This window comes from Planctobacterium marinum, assembly GCF_036322805.1.
Lineage (GTDB): Bacteria > Pseudomonadota > Gammaproteobacteria > Enterobacterales > Alteromonadaceae > Planctobacterium > Planctobacterium marinum_A.
The window spans coordinates 2388496-2409486 of record NZ_AP027272.1; the positions used below are offsets into that span (position 1 = coordinate 2388496).

The 20991-nt window shown below is 43.3% G+C and carries 15 protein-coding genes; 10 read left to right on the top strand and 5 right to left on the bottom strand.

Annotated features, from left to right (window positions below; genetic code table 11):
• The first annotated feature begins 129 nt into the window (after positions 1-129).
• Positions 130-897, top strand: a complete 768-nt coding sequence (gene ppk2, locus AABA75_RS10760; protein ID WP_338292610.1) for a polyphosphate kinase 2 — start codon at positions 130-132, stop codon at positions 895-897.
• Between the two features lie 168 nt (positions 898-1065).
• On the opposite strand, the gene AABA75_RS10765 is transcribed toward ppk2, so the two are convergent.
• Positions 1066-3993 carry a TonB-dependent receptor domain-containing protein gene (locus tag AABA75_RS10765; RefSeq protein ID WP_338292611.1) on the bottom strand — a complete coding sequence of 976 codons (2928 nt, stop codon included), beginning with the start codon at positions 3991-3993 and terminating at the stop codon, positions 1066-1068.
• Positions 3994-4524: 531 nt separating this feature from the next.
• Between AABA75_RS10765 and AABA75_RS10770 the strand changes: the two genes are divergently transcribed.
• From AABA75_RS10770 to AABA75_RS10790, 5 genes are all read left to right on the top strand, one after another.
• The gene (locus AABA75_RS10770) at positions 4525-5619 is read left to right on the top strand and encodes a sensor histidine kinase (protein WP_338292612.1); all 1095 of its coding nucleotides are present in this window, start codon (positions 4525-4527) and stop codon (positions 5617-5619) included.
• A 27-nt stretch (positions 5620-5646) separates the two neighbouring features.
• Positions 5647-6399 carry a LytR/AlgR family response regulator transcription factor gene (locus tag AABA75_RS10775; protein ID WP_338292613.1) on the top strand — a complete coding sequence of 251 codons (753 nt, stop codon included), beginning with the start codon at positions 5647-5649 and terminating at the stop codon, positions 6397-6399.
• Positions 6400-6608: 209 nt separating this feature from the next.
• Entirely contained in the window at positions 6609-7115 is a 507-nt protein-coding gene (locus AABA75_RS10780; RefSeq protein ID WP_338292614.1) for a hypothetical protein, read from the top strand.
• A gap of 31 nt (positions 7116-7146) precedes the next feature.
• The gene (locus AABA75_RS10785) at positions 7147-7953 is read left to right on the top strand and encodes a hypothetical protein (RefSeq protein WP_338292615.1); all 807 of its coding nucleotides are present in this window, start codon (positions 7147-7149) and stop codon (positions 7951-7953) included.
• A gap of 15 nt (positions 7954-7968) precedes the next feature.
• Positions 7969-8553, top strand: coding sequence for a hypothetical protein (locus AABA75_RS10790; RefSeq protein WP_338292616.1), 585 nt, complete (start codon positions 7969-7971; stop codon positions 8551-8553).
• Between the two features lie 13 nt (positions 8554-8566).
• Here the strand turns inward: AABA75_RS10790 and AABA75_RS10795 are convergent, their stop codons facing one another.
• Positions 8567-9646 (bottom strand): hypothetical protein, encoded by a 1080-nt coding sequence (locus AABA75_RS10795; RefSeq protein ID WP_338292617.1) that lies wholly within the window; start codon positions 9644-9646, stop codon positions 8567-8569.
• Between the two features lie 77 nt (positions 9647-9723).
• Positions 9724-10605 carry a substrate-binding periplasmic protein gene (locus AABA75_RS10800; protein ID WP_338292618.1) on the bottom strand — a complete coding sequence of 294 codons (882 nt, stop codon included), beginning with the start codon at positions 10603-10605 and terminating at the stop codon, positions 9724-9726.
• A 274-nt stretch (positions 10606-10879) separates the two neighbouring features.
• On the opposite strand from AABA75_RS10800, the gene AABA75_RS10805 reads away from it, so the two are divergent.
• A complete protein-coding gene (locus AABA75_RS10805) occupies positions 10880-11512 on the top strand; it encodes a TetR/AcrR family transcriptional regulator (RefSeq protein WP_338292619.1) in 633 nt (210 codons plus the stop codon).
• A 136-nt stretch (positions 11513-11648) separates the two neighbouring features.
• Here AABA75_RS10805 and AABA75_RS10810 read toward each other — a convergent pair whose 3' ends face one another.
• Together AABA75_RS10810 and AABA75_RS10815 are read right to left on the bottom strand one after the other, a co-directional pair.
• Complete coding sequence (locus tag AABA75_RS10810) at positions 11649-12119, bottom strand: EF-hand domain-containing protein (protein WP_338292620.1); 471 nt, start codon at positions 12117-12119, stop codon at positions 11649-11651.
• 215 nt (positions 12120-12334) lie between these two features.
• A complete protein-coding gene (locus tag AABA75_RS10815; RefSeq protein ID WP_338292621.1) occupies positions 12335-13057 on the bottom strand; it encodes an HD domain-containing protein in 723 nt (240 codons plus the stop codon).
• 414 nt (positions 13058-13471) lie between these two features.
• Here AABA75_RS10815 and AABA75_RS10820 point away from each other — a divergent pair, with 414 nt between their 5' ends.
• The 3 genes from AABA75_RS10820 to AABA75_RS10830 all read left to right on the top strand — a co-directional run bounded on the left by AABA75_RS10820 (position 13472) and on the right by AABA75_RS10830 (position 20927).
• A complete protein-coding gene (locus AABA75_RS10820; RefSeq protein ID WP_338292622.1) occupies positions 13472-18526 on the top strand; it encodes a diguanylate cyclase in 5055 nt (1684 codons plus the stop codon).
• A gap of 150 nt (positions 18527-18676) precedes the next feature.
• Complete coding sequence (locus AABA75_RS10825; RefSeq protein ID WP_338292623.1) at positions 18677-19084, top strand: Plug domain-containing protein; 408 nt, start codon at positions 18677-18679, stop codon at positions 19082-19084.
• Positions 19056-20927: a TonB-dependent receptor gene (locus AABA75_RS10830; RefSeq protein ID WP_338292624.1), complete on the top strand. Its 1872-nt coding sequence runs from the start codon at positions 19056-19058 to the stop codon at positions 20925-20927. Before AABA75_RS10825 ends, AABA75_RS10830 begins: the two co-directional genes overlap by 29 nt.
• The last annotated feature ends 64 nt before the right edge of the window (positions 20928-20991 follow it).

Genomic DNA, 20991 nt, shown 5'->3' on the forward strand with positions numbered 1-20991 from the left:
AATGTTAGATCAGAGTGGTGAAAAAAGTTAGTGGTGTTTACTATTTAATTGAACTTGCTTTCTCATCTAAAGAGCTCCTAAGCTTACACAATTGCAAAGCGCTTGTTTTATCCACAGATTAATTGGCTAATGAAGAAACAAAGATACGAGAAAGAACTTAAAAAACTTCAGTTGGAACTCACCTATCTGCAAGATTGGGTGGTACGCACTGGCCTGAAAGTTGTGGTGCTATTTGAAGGAAGAGATGCCGCGGGCAAGGGCGGTGCAATCAAAGCCATTACGGCGCGCCTTAACCCCAGAGTGGTGAAAATCGCCGCACTGGGTAAGCCATCGGACAGAGAGAAAACCCAATGGTATTTTCAGCGTTATACTCAGTATTTGCCGGCAGCTGGTGAAATCGTGCTATTTGACCGCAGCTGGTACAACCGGGCCGGGGTTGAAAAAGTCATGGGGTTTTGTACTGAGCAGGAATATCAGGACTTTTTAGTTTCATGCCCGGTATTCGAAAACATGCTGTTGCGATCAGGGATTGTATTGGTGAAGTACTGGTTCTCTGTTTCTGATGAGGAACAGGAAAAACGCTTTAAGGAACGACTTTCTAATCCGCTAAAGCGCTGGAAATTCTCAGAAATGGACCTCGAAGCGCGAAAGCGCTGGGTGGAATATTCTAAAGCCAAAGATGCAATGCTGGAACATACTGATACTGAATCATCTCCTTGGTATATCGTGAACGCCGACTGCAAAAAATCGGCCCGCCTTAACTGTATTTCGCATTTACTGGAACAAATTGATTACCGAAAGATAAATCATGAGGAGATAATTCTTCCGGAGATTGATAGAGAAGCCTATAAACGACCCCCGGCACGAGAGTTAAATTGGGTTCCGGAAATTTTTTAAAGGAATAAAAAAGCCCCGAATTCAGTGAAGCGGGGCAAGAACACAACATTCAACATTTAATGAAACCTGAGGCGAGTCCGTCCTGGACTCTGTCAGGGGGTGTACAAGACCAACTTCACAGTCGACTTGCAATACAAACAATCCTTTGTTCGAAATCGTCAGGAACCTTTAAAAACGAGCACGTGCACCCAGGTACCAGCGTCGACCTACAGGATCATAGGTACCGGCTTCCGTTTCCGTTCCAGTATCGCTACTAGCCATGCCACTTAAAATTGCTGGCGGCTCAGGGTCAAACAGGTTGTCTACACCGGCAAACAACTCTACAGTGTCTGTCAGCTGATAGGTTACCTGCGTATCAACGTAGACCTCTGAACCTACCTCTATTGCACCCGGGGCAAGATCAAAACCAGCCAGGAACTGATCATCAAACGCCGCAGAGCCGATATAGGTTGCGCCCATACTGACAGACCATGCGTCCCAGTCGTAAGATACATTCAGGTTGGCACGGTGCTCAGAAGCGCCAATTTCACCCACGTATGGGTCGGCCGCAGCACCGGGTAGAGGTACTACACCACCTTCAATTACATAAGTATAAGCAAGGCGACTGTTTAATCTGCCTGGGCCGACGTTGCCAGAATAGGTTAGGGTTAAATCCACACCTTCGTTGACTTCACCACCGCTGTTTGAGTCAGCACTGTCAATGAACTCCAACGAGCCGGCGCTGTTAGTGCCCAAAGGTGCTGCGCGACGAGTGATAAACTGACAGAAGCTCTGGTCACCACCGTAACACTGATCAAGAATGAATTGTCTTGGTGTAGGTACGATGGCGTTTTCGATTTCGATATCAAAGTAATCGATAGTCAAACCAAAATCTTCTAACATGCCATCAGGTGTAAATACCAATCCAATGGTTGTTGATTTACCCGTTTCTTCTATCAGGTTGGCGTTACCGCGGTTGAAACCACTGATACCCTGAATATCACTTTGATTGAGTGTGAAAGAGCCATTGGCCGCGATGTTTGCCGCTATACCTGGGTCGGCTTTACAACGATCGGCAACAGTGCCTGTATCAGAGGCCGTTACACCAGCACAAGGATCGTTCAGGTCCGGTGGGAAGGTTTGACTCGGTGGCGAAAACAGTTCGTTAATGTTAGGTGCGCGAACGGATTCTGCCTCAATAGCACGTAAACGCATCCAATCGGTAATCTGCCAATCAAAGCCAACATTCCAGCTGGATGTGCTACCCACAGTAGAATAGTCTGAAGTTCGATAAGCCGCTCTTGCTGTAACATCCTCAATAATAGGGATATTCGCCTCAATATAGAACTCGGTAACGTCAAACTCACCTTTGGTGGCTGGAATAGCGTTACCTGCGTTTAAGCCTGCTTGTTGTAAGGCATCGAACTCGTCACGACTGGTTTCTTCGCGATATTCAAAACCTACAGCGACGCCTAGCGGGCCTGCAGGAAGTTCAAAGGCATCACCACTTATGTTACCACCAAAGATTTCCTGAGAGATAAAGGATGACAGCATGCCCGGTGCGTTGATGTAGGCCGCGGCCTCTGGCGTAATGGAACCAAAACCGTAGATATCGATGGGAACACAGCCGAAGCTACGAGCCGTTTCGTCCACACAGATGGCTTCATCGGTAATACCGTCTTCATCCAAATCCAACGTATCAGTGACCGCTTCCAGAGCATAACGGAAGTTTTGAACATTAACCTGACCACTGGAAATCTGTGCTTCTTTGGTTTGACCGTATACATAATAGATGTCATAGAACCAGTCATTAACCAATTCGCCCTCAAAACCCAAGGTGAATCTGAAGGTGTCTCGATCCGCGATATTACCACGATTGGCAACACCCAACAGACGTTTGGCGAAGAAATCTAAATCTCTTAAGCCATCACCATTAACATCTACGGCAGAGTTAAGGATTTCATCCGGTACATAGGGGTTAGTTAAAATTGTACCATTGACATCAAACTCTAAAGGTACCGCACCATCGGCATAGATGTCATCAGAGGCAAAAGGGAAAGGCTCCAGTTCGGTTACCGTTTGCGATGCAGCATAGTTCGCCTCAAAAAATACGGCATGGTTATCCGAAAGCTCATAACTTCCTTTCGAGGCAAACAAATAGCGCTCAGTAGGAATAGCAATTCTGCGATAGTCACTGCGATTAAAGCCATCGGGGCCAATAGTTCCGTCGCCGTTGGTACTGAAGCCTTCTTGTAAATTGTTATTGCTGTCAAAGGTATATCTTACACCGCCAGCATCAAATCGCCCTTGTGGTGGAAACGACGAGAAAAAAGGACGAGTAGGGGTAAACGCATCAGCAGGATCACCAGTAAAACGGAAGGTAGAGAACTGATCCACGGCAGAGCGCTCACGATCTCTTGAAAATACGCCACCTTGGTCGGTATACCCCAGGTGGAACATGATGTTTCCTTTGCCACTATCCGTTGTCGCACCTGTCGTGATACTAAATTGGCGCTCGGTGTCATCACCCTCAGAGCTTTGACCGTATTGTCCTTCAAACTCAACGCCTTCAAAATCGTTTTTAAGAATAAGGTTTACAACACCCGCTACTGCATCCGAACCGTAGACTGAAGACGCGCCACCCGTTAAGATTTCAACACGTTCTATAAATTGTGCCGGAATGGTATTCATGTCAACTGCCATTTCACCTGGTTGACCGGAAACGAAACGACGACCATTGACTAAAACCAGTGTTCTGGCGGTCCCTAAGTTACGTAAGTCAACAGTGGCAATACCGGCACTGGCGGTATTAAAGTTTGAATTGGTTCTGCTGATAGTGGGTGTACCAAACGTTGGATTGTCTAATAACAATTCCTGGAGGTTGGCTACACCGGAAGCATCAATGTCGCCAGCATCGAAACTTTGCAAGGGTGAAACTGAGTTTAAATTGGCAGAACGGATCCTTGAACCTGTTACTGCTATCTTTTCAACGCCGCTCGCTTCCTCTTCAGTTTCCGCTTCTTGAGCGAATGCAAACGCCCCTGGAAGCGCTGTCGTTATTGCGCCTATGGTTAGAGCCAATCGAATAGATTTGGCTATTTTAGACTGATTCTTCATTTTGAATCTCCCCGAGATATTTATTTTTTTAATAGGGATAACCGCAGTTATCTCCGCGTTTGTGCAAGACAAAACTAAGTTTTGGCAACAGGTTGCACCAGCGGCGATCCGCTACCGATGGAATGGAAGTGATAAGCGGCCTTAATTCTGGGGTGAAAGTATTGGGGTCGTTACCAATTGCAGGAAAAATACAGTAAATGGAGGGTGGACAGGGATAAACTGTCGTTAGGGAAGGAGCCATGAAGGCACCAAAAACTTGATGAGATTGCTTGATTTGTGACGAATGCACCTGTTTCTGGGACGAACAGTATGTTTTATAATGTAATTTTAGTCACAATGACGAAAATCAGGCACTTATAAGCCTAAAAGTAATGAGTTTTTAGCTGATAACAGGGTTAAAACTGATTAGTTAAATTGCCCAATTCAGCAGATTTGTTCATAATTTTAAATGAAGGGGCTTATAACTCCACTTAACTATTTTGTTTGGCGCAAGCCTCACTAGATAAACCTGAAGATTCCGGGATTTTAAACTTGAATGACGCAATCGGTCGATTAAAAAACTGGCGGATTTTGATTGGCAGTAGTGTGATACTGCTCATTCAGGCGTTGTTGAGTTTTAACCTCAAGTTTCATGCTGAAAATATATTTTTACAGTCACTCGATAGTTGGTTAAATGCAGCCGCCACTGTGTTTTACTGGTATTTTCCTGCGATCTTAGCAGCACCGTTCCTGGTGGCTTTTGCACCTTTGACTCGCGCCAATGAACTGGGATGGTTGCGCTTTACAATTTTTAACTGCCTGTTCGTGGTTTCTGCCACCTTGCTGATTCAAATCTCATCAATGGCAATTTTACATTATGGTTTGGCACAAGACTGGCAGCAGGGCAGTTTCAGCAACATGGTGGGGTATTTCTACCGCAATACGCCCTGGCATGCCGATCTCATCCTGATTTTTGCACTGTTTGCGTTTGGTTATGCGTTTGATTATTCACAGCGCTTGAGAAATAAAGAACTCGAAGAACAAAGACTAAAAGCTGAGTTGCTAAATGCAGAATTACAAACCTTGAAATCTCAGCTCAATCCTCACTTCTTATTTAACGTCCTTAACGGTATCAGCGGTTTGATAAGAGTCGGCAGGCATGAGGACGCTACCGATTCATTGAGCGATCTGAGTGTTATGTTGCGCACAATTCTTGAAAACCGGGATACGGAGTTAGTAACGGTTAAAGATGAGCTGGACTTTATCGAACTCTATCTGGCGCTTCAACAAATGCGCTTCAATGATAAATTAGAAGTGAATATCAATTGCGACAATCAGGTATTAAAGTACAAATTACCTTTTATGGTGATGCAGCCGTTGGTGGAAAATGCTATTCAACATGGCGCTCAATTAGAAACTGCTGGTAATGTGATAGATATTAAGCTGTTTCAAGAAAAGGATAAACTCCATTTTGAAGTCACCAATCGAGTGCCAAAGAACACTTCTGAAAGTGGTTTTGGCATTGGCGTAGGGAACAATAGAGCAAGGTTGGAAAGAATTTATGGGCAGAATTACAGCCTCGAACTCAAAGCCTTACCTGAGCGATATTTTTTAACTAGCCTGATCATTCCTGTTAATGTGGTCTAGTAGGCATAAATAATAAGGACTAAAAAAATGCTAAAGATATTGGTTGCCGATGATGAACCGCTGGCGAGAGAGAGTATCGTTGCGTTGCTTAATAAAGAGGATGAGACGCACGAGATTTTTCAAGCTAAAGATGGCCAGGAAGCCTTGGAATTGGCATGGCAAGAGCGTCCGCAAGTTTTATTTTTAGATATTCAAATGCCGGGAGCAACTGGTGTTGAAGTGGCGGCGGAACTGCCTCCAGAAACAGTGGTAATATTTACTACTGCCTATGATGAATATGCAGTGAAAGCCTTTGAACTAAACGCCATAGACTACCTGCTTAAACCCTTTAAAAACATTCGTCTTTACGAGGCGTTAGATAAGGCAAAAAGATTACTGGAAGAACAGTCTTTTCTCGACCAACGCAATATATCAGCACTACATTCTGAGCTCAAAAAAGAATCCACAGATTACAAAGAACGTATCGTTATTCGCGAGCCCAAGCGGGTTCGATTTGTGGAGGTCAGTAACGTCAAATACATTTCAGGTGCCGGAAATTATGCGGAATTACACTTGCAAGATACCGGGTCTATTCTTTATCGAGAAACTTTGAGTAACCTGGAAGCGTACCTAGACCCCAGAGAGTTTCGCAGAATACATCGTTCCACTATAGTAAGGCTCTCTTCTGTTGCGGAATTACAACCAAATTATCAAGGTGATTACACGGTAGTGTTGACGACCGGAGAACAGTTGATGTTATCTCGTCGATACAAAGATAAGTTACAGGATATTCTCACTTAAATGTTGAATAAAGTGCACAACAATCACTTTAAACCTCAAGCTAATGTAATATTTTTTTCATTTTCTCATCCCTTATTTCATCTGTCTTGTAGCCGATTATGTAGCATTTTACTGAGAGCTATGAACGAAAAGTGGTTGATTTTTTATGCGGAATAATAGATAACAAAAAAGTCAGGGATTTACAGAACATTTACAATAAGGGGTAAGAAATGAATCGCCTCACACTTTTTGCAGTTTTGGTCTTGTCGGCGAATGCATCGCTGCATGCTGCGACGAATGTTAAGTCCTATCCAGCTTCACTTTGTTATCAATCATCAGGTCCTTTAAATAGCGTAAAACTGAGTAACATCGGCAACGTTTCCAATTCTAATCATGAGGAATCTGTGTCGTTGATGTGTCCAGTTGTCGTTTCCGAAGGAAAAGATTTGACGGGGTTACAAGTCAGCGTCGTGGTTATTGACGATAACTCTGGAGGTCACGGGGTGTCTTGTCAGGTTTCTGGCACCCAGTACGGCCAACGCCTCACCTCCAGGTGGGGGACCACCGCATCCAGCGATGGAGGCGCAGGATTGCAAGAACTGACTACCACGCTTAGCCGAGTAAAAACGCATTCTGGCTCCTACACCAAAGCAAGCCTGAGCTGCTCATTACCTCCATACTCAGAATACAATCCGGTTTCCCTGGTTTCATATCAGGTAACTGAGTTGTTGCGCTAATACCGCCAGGCGAATTCAGGACATAGCATAAATGAATCAGGTTGGAACCATACAAAAACTCCTACTAGCATTAAGTACGATGCTTGTCGTAGTTGTTGCGTATTTGGTATCTCAGCCTAATAACAACTTCATTCAGAATGAAGAACAAGGTAGCGATCATCAATTGCTATCGGAATTAATGGACATGGAATCGCGGCTTCAAAGGCAAATTGCAACACTGAAAAGCATTGCAATAGCCGACGAGAATAGTCGTAATAAATCTGATTATTTCAGTGAAATAGACAGAGTGAATCAACAGTTAGCGTTGCTCGTTCAACGTCAGGAAGATTACGAGAAGCGCTTTTCCGATATCGAAACTCAACTGCTACAACTGGTTAATCGAGATACCGATGTTCAAGTGACTCAAACTCGACAGGTTAATGTGTTGAGTAGCACGGAGGTGGAGTTCAAAAGCGCGCAAACAAAAGCCGTTCCTGAAGACCATTACGACGATCAATATGCTCAAAATCAACACTTTGCCGTTCAGCAACAAATTAACGCTTACGAGAGTCAATTATCTGAAGAAACACCCGATCCCACATGGAGCACCACAATAGAAACTAAAGTGATGAGGTTATTGAATGATACGCCACAGCTTTCCGGGGTGCACCTACAGGAAAGCCAATGCGGCACGAGTTTGTGTAAATTGGAGGTGTATGTGGAAGAGGGGGAAAGTGTTGAAGAAAAAGTACAAACGCTAATGGTGAATAGGCCTTGGCAAGGGGAATCCTTTGTATCGTTTGAATACGATGGTGAAGGGGCAATTTTCTTTGCGAGAGACGGATTTATACTGCCTTAAAAAGAGGTTAATTAGATGAACTACAGAAAAATTGTAAAAACAAACTTACTGCTACTGTTATTTGCATCTACCCAGGCCGATGCCATTATTTGTCTGGCGAACAACACTCAACCGTCTCCAAAAGAATTGTATCTTGCCAATAATTGCCATTATTTTTCTGGCTCAAAAGAATTGCGCATGGATCGCTCAGGAGCGCTGTTCAACTACAACAATCGAGGCGATTATTTAGATCAGCTCAGTGGCAGTAGTTATATTTATTGTCCGATACTCGATGATAAAAACTTTGATGGTTATCTCTCTGCAGAAATCCAGGTTTCTGATCTCAATCAACAACAAGATGTTATTTGTCAGTTGGGTAAGTCTAGTTATACCGAAAAAGGCTTTGCGGCTTACTGGGGAGAAACCGCAAGTAGCAACAGAGTAGGGGCACAAACTTTAAAAACTAAATCGTTAGCGGCCACTCGCTCCAAATCAATGCCCAATAGTTTTATTACTTGCTCATTACCACCACAAAATGACGCGGACCAAAAAGCATCATCGCTAATGGCTTATACGGTAAGCAAGATGGACAATGTGGCTATGGCCATTCGGGGCAACTAAACAACAATTCAACCTAGTTCCCCAGAGGAATTGTCAGAATCGGCGCCGCTTGTTGAACAGAGCCTGATTGCAAAGCAAATATCTGTGTTAGCAGGCTAAATGTCGATTTGCTGGCTGAATCACTATCATCTATGTAAAACCAGTTGTTGCGATAAAAAACGGCTACATTAGCTTTGTCTGGCTTTTCGATGGAACTGTGGATCCTGAATAAATCTTTAGTGACTCGCGCTTCGTCAAAAACAGTACCTTGCTCATCATTGCGCAGAGGGACACGCCGCTCTTGAAGGTCAGAGTCAGGAACTTCTACTGATTGGGACAGAAAAAACATAATACTGTCAAACGACCGTGCCTGAATCGTAAGCACATCTTTGTTTTCGGTTTCTATTGCATTTACCAAAGGCAAAACCGTTAAACTGGGATCAAAACTCAATATTTTTGCTAGGCGCATGAAAGCAGGGTGCTTGTGTGCCTTTTTTTTAAATTGCAGCACGATTTGTTTTGACACAGGATCTTTTGCGCCTGCGACTAAATTAGCCAACTCCAACTCTCGCAAGGCATATACAACGTCGATGAATGTTTGGTGAGACTTTGTATCAACGGTAAAATCCTGTTGGTCGGTTTGATAATTATTTTCGAGGTTGTTTATGCGTTCAAGACAGGTACGCAGTATTCGGCTTATTGGCCAGCCTGAGTTACTCAGTAAGATCAGTGTTTCGGCGTTGACTGGTGTTAAGATCCGTTCAACAAAATCTTTTCCCCGCAGAGGTCTGTAAGTTACGGTGGGGCGCTCTTCAATGGCCAAGCGATTATTTAATGACTCATTGCTACCGAGCCCGGGTATCCAGTTAATGCCAGGCTGAATCGAAGCCGAATAAGAGAATTGAGTCGTAACGGTATCGGCTTCCAGAAAGTACATACGGTCTCTGTAGCGCAAACGAACAATGTTTAGCAGCATTTGTTCATCTTCTGTGGCGCGCAATGACTGGTTGTAATCCAATCGACTTGTCTGCACAGCTTGAGGGCCAAAATGTACACAGCCCGATGTTAATAGAGCGATGGATATCAATAATAATGTCTGACAAGGTATTTTCATGAAAGCACTTATTCTTGTTTGGCTACTTATAAAGATAGCGAAACGTCGCAAAAAATCTCTTGAGTTCTTGAAGTGTTTTAGCGATAGCGCGCATAAATACGTTGTATTTCTCCTTCGTTAATCATTTGCATCAAAGCATCATTTAGGACGGGAAGAATAGCTTTTTGATTAGGGTGAACACGCATCATAACATCGCGTTTGTCTACAACACTGCCAATTTGCAAGTGTCTATACTCTGGCATTTCCTTTTGGAAATAGAGGATGGTATTGAGCCCCACAAATACTTGTTTGAATCGATCTTTTAACAATTGTTGTAGAAGGTTAGTTTGAGACACATTATTGATGCGGATTATCATTTCAGAGCTAAATGCGGCGTCATATTCGGGATACGAGAATCCTCGGACGATACCCACAATCTCATCCAGTAAATCACCAGGACCCTTAACATCTTTATAGTTACCGGGGGAAAAAACGACGACTTCTTCGGATATCGCGTAAGCGACAGAATATTCACCCAGTACTTTCATATGACGACGCCAGTCCGGATTCACACCGGGTTCGATATCAATATTGCCGGCATCAAATTCATGTAAGGCGCGTGCAATTGGCATATAGACAAATTCAAACTTTAGATTCGTGTGTTGCTCAATACCGGCAAACACATCCAGAAAAATCCCGCTGGTGTCAGCATTATCAAAAATGACATAAGGAGGATTGTTCGGCTCATAGAGCATTACCGAATACTTTTCGCTGGCACCAATCCCAATCGATAGAAAGACAATACAACCAAGCGCAATGAACTTAATGATTGTTGAAAGCATTACACGAACCAACATTAGCAGGATTACTTTCAGAGCATAGAAGAGCCAGTCTGGAAGTACCAGAATTTTACCTGAGTTTCTCAGCGTTGCTGCGTGAATAAAACAATACTCAGCTTCACTAAATTCATTTTCATGCACGTAGCGCACGATTACATGTTTTATTTATTAAACAGGGGGGCGCAATATCAAAAAACCTAAGAAAAAACACAAGATATTGATTTTATTAACTTAATAATAACCTGTGGATAAATATCTAATTTAACATAATATACATTATGGGAACATTTGATATTTTGTGGATAATCAGTTTATAGTTTTGTTTTCAGAATTTATCAGTAAGTTCTGTTTTGTCTCTGGTAATGCTTATCACGGTGTTACAGAAACATCAGCGACTTAAAACAAAGGATTAATAATGACTAAAATGCCCGGGCGTCCTTCAAACAACAAAGACGTACGTTTAAAATTATTGCAGCAAGCAAGGATACTATTTGCAAAAAAAGGCTATGCAAAAGTCACCACACGTATGATTGCCGAGGCTGCCAAAACCGATGCTGCCATGATCAGATATTACTTCGGCAGTAAGGAAAATTTGTTTCGGACAGTTATCAAAGAAACCGTACAGCCTTTGCTTACCCGAATTCGCGATGATAAGTCCAAGGGGCAAACCATTTCTCCGCAAGAATTAATCGCTCTTTATTATTCGTTGCTCTCAGAGACCCCCGATTTACCTAAACTGATATTCCGTTCCATACACGATCCCGATGCAGTTGAACATGACATAGTAAACAATGTATTTAGTGAGCTTATGGCCTATAGAGCAACGCAATTAAAAAACAGTATTGAAAACAACAGTAATATCTCCTCAAGCTTTAACCCGGTACATATTTTGATTTCAACATTGAGTCTGTCTGTATTTCCGTTTTTGTTGCCGGATGATCTCAAACAAGAGTTAGGAATCGTTGTAAATAAAGAATTTTTGACCGAATTAAGTCAGCATCATGCACTTTTATTAGAACATGGCATTGCTAATAAAGTTTCTGAGTAAGTATGAGTTTAACCCCTATTTTATTGGATCTTAACTGGTACGCGTAACGATTGTGAAGGTGAGCTCCTAAAAAGTGAGGCAATTAACGCTACTTTACGGTCTTTGCCTCACGTTCTTAGCTTTAGTAATACGCTCGCTAAGCGTATGTGTTTACCGCAGGTATGCTTTCATTCAATACTTGCCACGCTTGTTGGTTCCCAGATGAATTCCCGCTCTGGATTTGTTCAATCGCTGACTTCAAATCATTGTCTTGCTCATCGTCTGTCTCTAATGATTTCAATAAGCTGTCAAAAGAGCTGTTTTGTTGATAACCAAACCCCGCAGATCCGGGCATTCCCATTGATTGGAACTGTTCCATACGCTGCTGCATGTGGTCATGCATGGCCTGCTGCTCATCAGCTGACAATTCACCGTTACCATCCGTATCAGCCTTATCAAACATCTTGTCAAAATTTGGTGGTGTCCGCCCTGCCTCTTCCATCGACTCTGTAAGCTCCGTTTTAGACAAGGCGCCATTACCATCGGTATCAGCTTGTTGAGCTCGTTCCTGCATTTTTTGCATCATCGCTTGAGGGTCGAAACCCGAAAGCCCCGAAATTGAATTCATTTTTTTCTCCTAACATGCGTTTATTCGCAATCATTAACAGCAATGAATGTTCCAAAGTTAGTGAGATAAATTTCAATATAATCAGTGATTTATGTGTAAATTTTAGGTAAAGAGAATAAACCGGAAATATTTGGGTTTTAAAGCGTTTGTTAGTGCCGTTTGACGGCAAATATTTGCCACTATTTTTAGTGATATTGATTGGTTAAATTTTGCGCTCAAGACAGCGTCTTATCCAATTCTGATAATATTTGGATGAGGGTTTGTTCACTATAGTTGGCTTTATTAAGCAGTTGTTCAACGGCTTTTTCCAAGCCTGCTAAATTTTTTTGCCGTCGTTCAGAGAACAAATGACGGGCAGTACCTGTGTAGTAATCGCCTATTTGATTAAAGAAAGTTTTGGTAAGTGCGACCCCGGTAGTGGAAAAATCTTCAATACCAAACTCATCCATTTCTAACCAAATCTTAATTGATTCTGCAGCAAAATTGGTTACATCAAGAAACCCCGGGTTACTCAGATCTGCATCGGAGACGATTTTAGCTTCTCGCGAGCCAACCGTGCGACGCACCAGGCCATCACTGTAGTCTATCGCAGTGCTGTAAATACAACAGGCGATAGCTTCTATCATCTGTCGGTCATAACCCAATTGGATGAGCTTATTACGGGAGACATCGATACTGATCTGTTCGTGTTCCTGTCTCTCCACAATATTGCCAATATCATGCAATGCAGCCGCCAGTCCAATGCGTTCATAAGCTTCATCGGTGTACGACATACCATCAATAATAGCGAGCTTGAGAGCGACGGATAACACTCCTTTAACAGGATGAAAGGTATGACATTCATTGTGAAAATAAAGTTTGCTCAGCTTCTCCTCGTCACTGCGCAAATAGCTTTTGGCAAATTCAACCACATCGTGGAAAGCACTAGACTGAGGCATATACTTTCCACCAGCATAGCTGTAAATGTCTATTAGCATAAACTCATTTAAAGCTTGTTCGGAGTTTTGGTATTGAGACTGGAAGTCGCATGGCAAGAAAAAGCAGGTTTGCCTGTCTATCACTACTGGTCGAATTGGGTAAGGAATTTCGCCAAGCATCAGAAAACAATAAGTTGTAGTTTGTTTTTTGAATTTAATCATAGGGTTAGGGCTATAGATTAGCAACATTTTATTTACAATTGATTGCGTGGCATAGGGACAAGTAGTCCGCTTTTACACCCTGTTTTAAGCGGTATTTCGGTGTATGTTCAGGGTAAATCTTAAATGGTATTAACTTTCAATATTTGCTAGTTTTAAAGAACTGAAACATTGTGTTGCTTGTTCTGACAAGTTAGAAGAAAACGGATCTGCTCCATGTTCCAAATTGGCTGTTATAAAGTTCGAGAAAAATTATTCGAAAGTTCTGGCACAATTGTCTATCGAGTTCAAAATGCTGATTCTGAATCTAATGGTTTTCCGCAAACGGTTATCCTGAAGCTGCTTAATCAAGATTTTCCGACTTCAGAGCAACTGGCTCGATTTCGTAGGGAGTTCGAACTCACCAAAAAGCTTTCAGGTAAAGGTGTTATCGAAGCATTGGATTTGATACGCCATGAAAACAGTCTGGTTATGGTATTAGAGGATTTCGAGGGGGATTCTCTATCTAACGTTTATCGTGACCGTCCTATGCGCTTGCCGGAGTTTTGGCGCTTTGCACTTAAGATAGTGGATTGTCTGGCGCTGGTGCATGGTGAAAGGGTGATCCATAAAGATATCAATCCTTCCAACATTTTGCTCAATACCCAAACTCAAAAAATTAAGCTCATCGATTTTGGCATATCGATTGAGTTGGCTTCGGAAAATATAGATGCTGAAAAGCCCGGTGTTTTAAAAGGCACCCTTGCCTATATTTCCCCTGAGCAGACCGGGCGTATGAATCGCATATTGGATTACCGAACCGACTTCTATTCCCTCGGCATTACCTTTTACCAAATGCTAACCAATAAACTCCCTTTCTCTGCTGAAGATGCCATTGAATGGGTGCATGCACATATCGCGAAAATTCCACAATCACCTCATGAGCTCAATCCTCGTATTCCCAAACCCTTGTCTGAATTGGTAATGAAGCTGATTGCCAAAAATGCTGAGGACCGTTACGTTACGATTGCAGGATTACGCCGAGATCTTGAGATTTGTCGCCGCGAGCACAGTACCACGGGTGACATTGGCCATTTTATTCTAGGAGCCAATGATCATTCTGGAGAGCTAAACTTATCGCAGAAGATATATGGCCGAGAGCTTGAAATTGCCACCATGCTGGGGTTATACGATAAAGTGGTGCGGGGTAAGAATGCGTTGCTTACAGTTTCTGGCGCTTCCGGTATCGGCAAAACATCTCTTATTAGAGAAATTCAAAAGCCGGTAGTGTCTCGCCAAGGCTATTATACCGAAGGTAAGTTTGACCAATTCGAACGCTCTACCCCCTACTCTGCAATTCTTCAGGCTTCTACCTCCTTAGTAAGACAAATACTCACCGAGTCACAACAACAGATTGAGACCTGGAAAACTCGTTTACTCACAGCGCTGGAGGGTAACGGACAGCTTGTTATTGACGTTATTCCCGAAATGAAACACATCATTGGTGAGCAACCCAAACTGGCAAATGTTCAGGGCACAGAGCTAGAGAACCGGTTTCATCGAACGTTTCAACGGTTTATGCGAGCTGTATGTGATACCGAAAGACCCTTGGTCATTTTTCTAGATGACATGCAGTGGTGCGATTTAGCTACGCTGAAGCTGGTGCAGGTACTGTTAAATGATAGCCATATCAAACATCTCTATCTTGTTCTCACCTGGCGCGATAACGAAGTGAATGAAACTCATCCACTTTCCCAAGCTTTAGAGGAGCTTAAGAACACCCAAACTATTACTAATAATTTAAAGTTGAGCCCCCTCTCCGCTCAGGATATGAATCGCTTTATCGCCGATTCAACTGGCCTTGAGGTGCAATCTTGTCGCCAACTGGCTTCATTGTGTTATGAGAAAACCCTCGGTAACCCTTTTTATTTGAATCAGTTTCTTTTGTCTCTATATGACGCTGGCCAAATTCGCTTCAGTCAGGAACGTATGCAATGGACCTGGGATATTGCGACATTGGTGGCCGCAGACAGCACAGACAACGTTATAGACTTAATGCTGAAAAAGATGACCGGGTTGTCGGATGAAGCGTTGGTATTAATGCAACGCGCCGCCTGTATCGGCAATCGTTTTGAGTTAGACACGCTGGCAACCATCAGCGGTCGAACAGTACAGCAAGTAGCAAAACTGCTCATGGAAGCGTTAAAAGCGGGTTTTTTAGTGCCCGTTGATGAGGCCTGGCAGTGGGCACAATATCTTGACCCCGAAACTGAAATAACCCACACCACGGCCATCAAAACCCGCGCTGAATATCGATTTTTGCATGATCGTGTGCAACAGGCGGCATACACTTCAATGTCTGAAGATGAGCGTAAACAATTACACATACAGATCGGCAGGAAACTGAGTAATCAACTCAGTGGTGGGGAACTTAGCGAACGGATATTTGAAGTGGTAAATCATTTCAATGTGGCACGGGAGTATATTAAAGATGACGAAGAGCGGCTCAATATTATTCATAAAAATCGACTTGCAGGTCAAAAAGCACGAGCCAGTGCGGCATTTTCCACTGCGCAGTCTTATTTTACGATGTCGATCGGCGCTATAGTTGAGCAAGATTGGAGCAATAAAGCCGATATCATTATCGGCATTTTTCTCGAGGCTGCCGAAGTCTGTTGTATAAATAACAGCTATGGGGAAATGGAAAGTATTTTGTTGCAGCTAGAGAGTCGCACAGAAGACAAGTTTGCACGTCTCAGTGCTATGAAAATCAGGATACTGGCTTTAATAGCACAAAACCATTCAGATAAAGCGGTTAGCGTCGGGTTGGAGGCCATCTCTTTATTTGACATCTCCTTGCCTGATGCGCCGGATGAATTAGATGTACAAGAGTCTATCTCTTCCACTTTACTGGAATTGTCTAAGGTGTCAGATGACTGGATTGTTTACCAAAATGATGCCATAGGACCGGAAATCCAAATAGCACTTGATGTACTCAATGTGTTTACTGCTGCGGCATTTCGTAGCCAACCCATGTTATTCGCATTGCTCGTTTGTAAAATGATACAACTCTCATTGCGCAAAGGCAGTACTGGCACATCTTCATTTGCATTTGCCACGCTCGGTATTTTGTTATGTGGCCTTGTAGGGGATGTAAAGAGTGGCAAGCGCTATGCCGAAGTGGCCAAAAAGCTTAATCGTCGCTTTTCGGCCACAGATATCGAGGTTAAAACCGTATACGTAATCAAAACATTTGTTGAAATTTGGCAGGCTCCTCTCAAAACCTCCATCGTTGATTTGCGCAATAATTTCCAGTTAGCCTTGACCAGGGGAGACCTGGAGTACGCAGCAATGTCGGCTATGATGGAAAAAGTACATAGTTTTTATCAAGGACAAAACCTAACAGATTTGGGGCGTACCACAGAGGCCTACCTGGAAAGTATCGATGAGGCTGGCCAGGAGGTGTTTCACCACTACGTTTGTATGTTGTCTCAAACCATCAGTAACCTGCAAACTCAGTGCGAAAAGCCGTGGATCCTTGAAGGCGACTATTATCAAGAGAGCAGTCGCGTATCAATGCACGAAAGTGTAGGTGATCATACCGCCCTGGCAAAATTATATAGCTTTAAACAGTTTATCGCTTTTTTTGCGGAGGAATGGCAACAAGCACAAATCTACACAGACAAGTTAGAACCACTCCTGCCAGGGGTCGTATCTTCTATTTACGTCCCCCAATATTACTTTTACGCCGCACTGACCTTGATAATGAACCTCAAAGGAGGGGAATTGGCAAGTCAGGAACTTGCCATACTCAAGGAGTATTCAGCGAAACTGGATTTTTGGGCAGATAATTGCAGAGCGAACTTTGGCAGCAAAGCAATGTTGCTAAAAGCCGAGATATATCATCTTAGTAGCTCATTCGACCTGAAGAATATTAAACTCTATGAAAAAGCGATTAGTATTGCCCGAGACTCCGGTCAACTTCACGAAGAAGCTCTTGGTAACGAGTTTCTGGCGCGCTTTTGGTTAAAATATGAAAAATCAGAGATTGCTCAAATATATTTGAGGCGCGCTTATCACTTGTATGACTTGTGGGGGTGTGAACTCAAAAAGGCCAAGCTTTCCCAAGGCTTCCAGCAATTATTAAACTTTGAAACCATACAAAAAAACTGGGAGAAGACGCCAACAACAGTCAATTCAGGATTTACTCAAAATCAGGATCTTGATTTTAATTCAGTAATGAAAGCTTCGCAGGCGATATCTGGGGAAATCGTAAAAGAGAAGCTGATTCAAACCATGATGCTGTTAGTGGTTGAAAATGCGGGCGCTCAAAACGCAACACTTTTGCTCAGAAACAAAGGGCTTTGGCAGTGGACAGCCAGTGCTAAGATGGAAGGTAAAAAAGTGGAGCTATTTGACGATGACTTTAGCTTTATGACAGATGAGCGTTTGCCTTTGCAGGTGCTGCAGTATGTGCTTCGTACGCAGAAAGCCTTGGCAATACACTACGCGCCAGAAGATCCGCTCTGCGCACAAGATGCCTATGTAGTTAAATATCAGCCTGAGTCGATATTATGTGTTCCTATTTTGCATCGCAATGAAGTTACAGGTTTGCTTTATATGGAAAACAACTTACTGCGCAATGCTTTTACCCCAGAAAGGATAGAAATTATACAACTATTAGCCTCACAAATGGTTATCTCTATGGACAACGCCACGCTTTACGCAGAGCTAGAAGCGCGTGTTGCCGAGCGCACTCACAAGCTACACGAGGCTAATGAAAAACTCACCCTTTTGGCAACACTTGATTCTCTGACAGGCTCATTTAATCGACGTCATTTTATTGAAGTGGCTAATACGGAAATGTCCCGCAGTATGCGCTCTGGACGGCCGCTGGGCATTATGATGATAGATATCGATCACTTTAAGGCCATTAATGATCGCTATGGGCACTCAGCAGGAGATGAAGCGCTTAAAAAGGTCGTCAAGACTTGCATGGACACCTTGCGACCCGGTGACATATTCGGTCGATTGGGCGGTGAAGAATTTGCCGTCATCCTACCCGACACGGATATTCAGTTAAGTGCAAACGTTGCTGAGCGATTGCGCAGCTCTGTAGAGCAATTGTCAATTGAAAGCCCCCCTCACCAATTCTCAGTGACACTCAGTATTGGTGTATGCAGTTACACTGGTAACGAGCACACCCTGGAACATTTATTACACGTCGCTGATCAAGGTTTGTACAGAGCAAAACGTGAGGGTCGCAACAGAGTTTTAATAAGTGAAGACTAATCGTTTGAGTGGAATGTCACAGTATTCACATTAAGGTCTTATAAACTACCTGGTTGCTAAAAAAACTCAAATTTTTCTAATTTTGTTGTGCGAAATTGCCGTCAGACTTGTACATTTAAGAGAGTAATTTGATGAGACACTTTGGATTAAATGAAAAGAACCACGCTCTCGCTAGCGGCACTGTGCATCTGTTTGCACACTCAAGGCCATGCCAATAGCAGTGCCGATGTTGCACCTTCTGAAAAGCAACAGAGTATTGAGAACATAACGGTTTATGCTCAAAAAAGAGCACAAGACAGCAAGGATGTTAGTGTTGCCGTTTCAGTGTTGCACAGTGAAGTGCTGGAACAACTGAATCTCAAAGATACAACGCAGCTTTCCGCACAAATCCCCAACGTAAAGATAACCGCAAACACTGGTGAAGGGGCTCCGCCTGTTGTCAATATTCGTGGCGTAGGCAGCCTTGATTACAATAACACTACCACAGCGCCCGTGGCCTTCTATGTGGATAATGTAGTGGGGGGGGGCATTGAGCAACTCCCTTCTCTACTTATTTGATGTGGAACGAATTGAAGTGTTAAAAGGACCACAAGGCACACTGTTTGGGCGCAATACTACAGGTGGTGCGGTGTTAATCAATTCTAAACGTCCAGAATTTTTTACTGAAGGTTATTTTACCTTGGGCACGGCTAATCAGGACCACCACAAAATTGAGGGGGTATTCAATACCGCACTTACAGAGCAAACCGCAATCCGGTTGGGGTTTAGCCAGCAAGATTATGATTACTCATCCAATAATCTCGCCCCAGGTTACCCTCAATCGGGAATGAAGCAAAACAACTTTCGTTTCCTGTTAAGCCATCAAACCGAACAACTGGATGTGCTATTCAAGCTACATGGTGCCGATTGGGAAGGTAATGTTAAGCCCGTTCGAAGTAAAGGTTACATAGCTGATTTGAGTACAGGGGAATTGTGTCCCCCAGAATTGGCGGGCTCGACTGCCTGTACCGATAACTTTGGTTTTAATGTGGGCAGTGATGCTTTTCACGACGTCCGCCTGGATGACAATAGCCCCCACTCCACTGAGCGTTTCGGTGGTAGTGTTGAGTTCAATTATCGACTATCTGAAGACACTACGTTCACTTCCATTAGCAGTGTCAATCAGTTAGACAGACTTCATACCTTCAATTGTGATGCCAGCACAGCTCGCCTGTGTGATGGTGGTTTGGGGGTCGACAATCAAACGGTAACGCAAGAATTCCGCCTGAATCAACAGCTGGGCGAACACTATTTTATTGCCGGGCTGTTTTATCTGGACGAAGCCATTGAGCAAGACAACCAAATAGACCTTTTTTATGATGCCAGGGCCTTGCTAACTGCCGGTCCTGCACACTTTTTTTATGACAATACAGTGGATACTCAGTCTATTGGGCTGTTCGGACAATTTGATTTTCAAATTAGTGAACGCTTTACCTTAACGACCGGATTGAGGTACACCAAAGAAGATATTGACTATGTGGCTACCTCTACGATCAATGTGCCTGCGTTTGCAGGAGATTTTGATGGCGTTACTGTACCGGGCTGGAACTTTCAAGGCGATATTGAGGACAATGATGTTTCTGGCAAAATAGCTTTGGTACAGAAACTGAACGAACAAACAAGTGTTTACTATAGTTTCAATCGCGGCTTTAAAAGCGGCGGTTACAATGGTGCCCTCGCCTTTTCGCCCGATGAAGCCCGGCTAGCTGAGTATGGGCCTGAGTCGTTGAAAGCCTGGGAAATTGGTATGAAAACCCATCTTAACGATTTACACCTGAATCTTGCTGCGTTTTATTACGACTACGACAATCAACAGGTGTTCATGAATCAGCAATCGTCCCAGCAATTAGCTGCACCGGCACAGGTACTGGATAATGTCGGTCATTCAAAAATCTATGGTGCGGAACTGGATATTAGTTATACCCCGGACAATCATTGGCTATTGATGGCCGGTATTGGTTACTTGCCTGAGGCAAATCTGGATGAATTTATTAATCTCAACGGGGAAGTCATTCGCGACAACCGTCTTCCATTTAGTTCTGAGTGGAACTTAAATGGTCTTGCAAATTATCGAATGGACCTGTTTGACGGGACTCTGAGTTTACAATTGGAATTTGACCACCAGTCTGAATTTTACTTTGACCAGAATCAAAACCCGTATGCTAAACAAGATGACTACACCCTGTGGAACGGCAACATTAGCTGGGAGTCTGAGTTCTGGAGGTTATCCCTGTGGGGTAAAAACTTAACTGATGAGGAGTACAGTCAAATCCACTTCGATATGGGGCCCTCTTTTGGTCTGCTACAGGACTTAAAGGGCGAAGCTCGCCGTTATGGTGTAGAAGTAACTTACCTTTTCTGACAAAAAATTCCCGCTAAATTGCTGGTAAATTCATTTGCATTTGCTACATTTTCTGCTGCAAGAG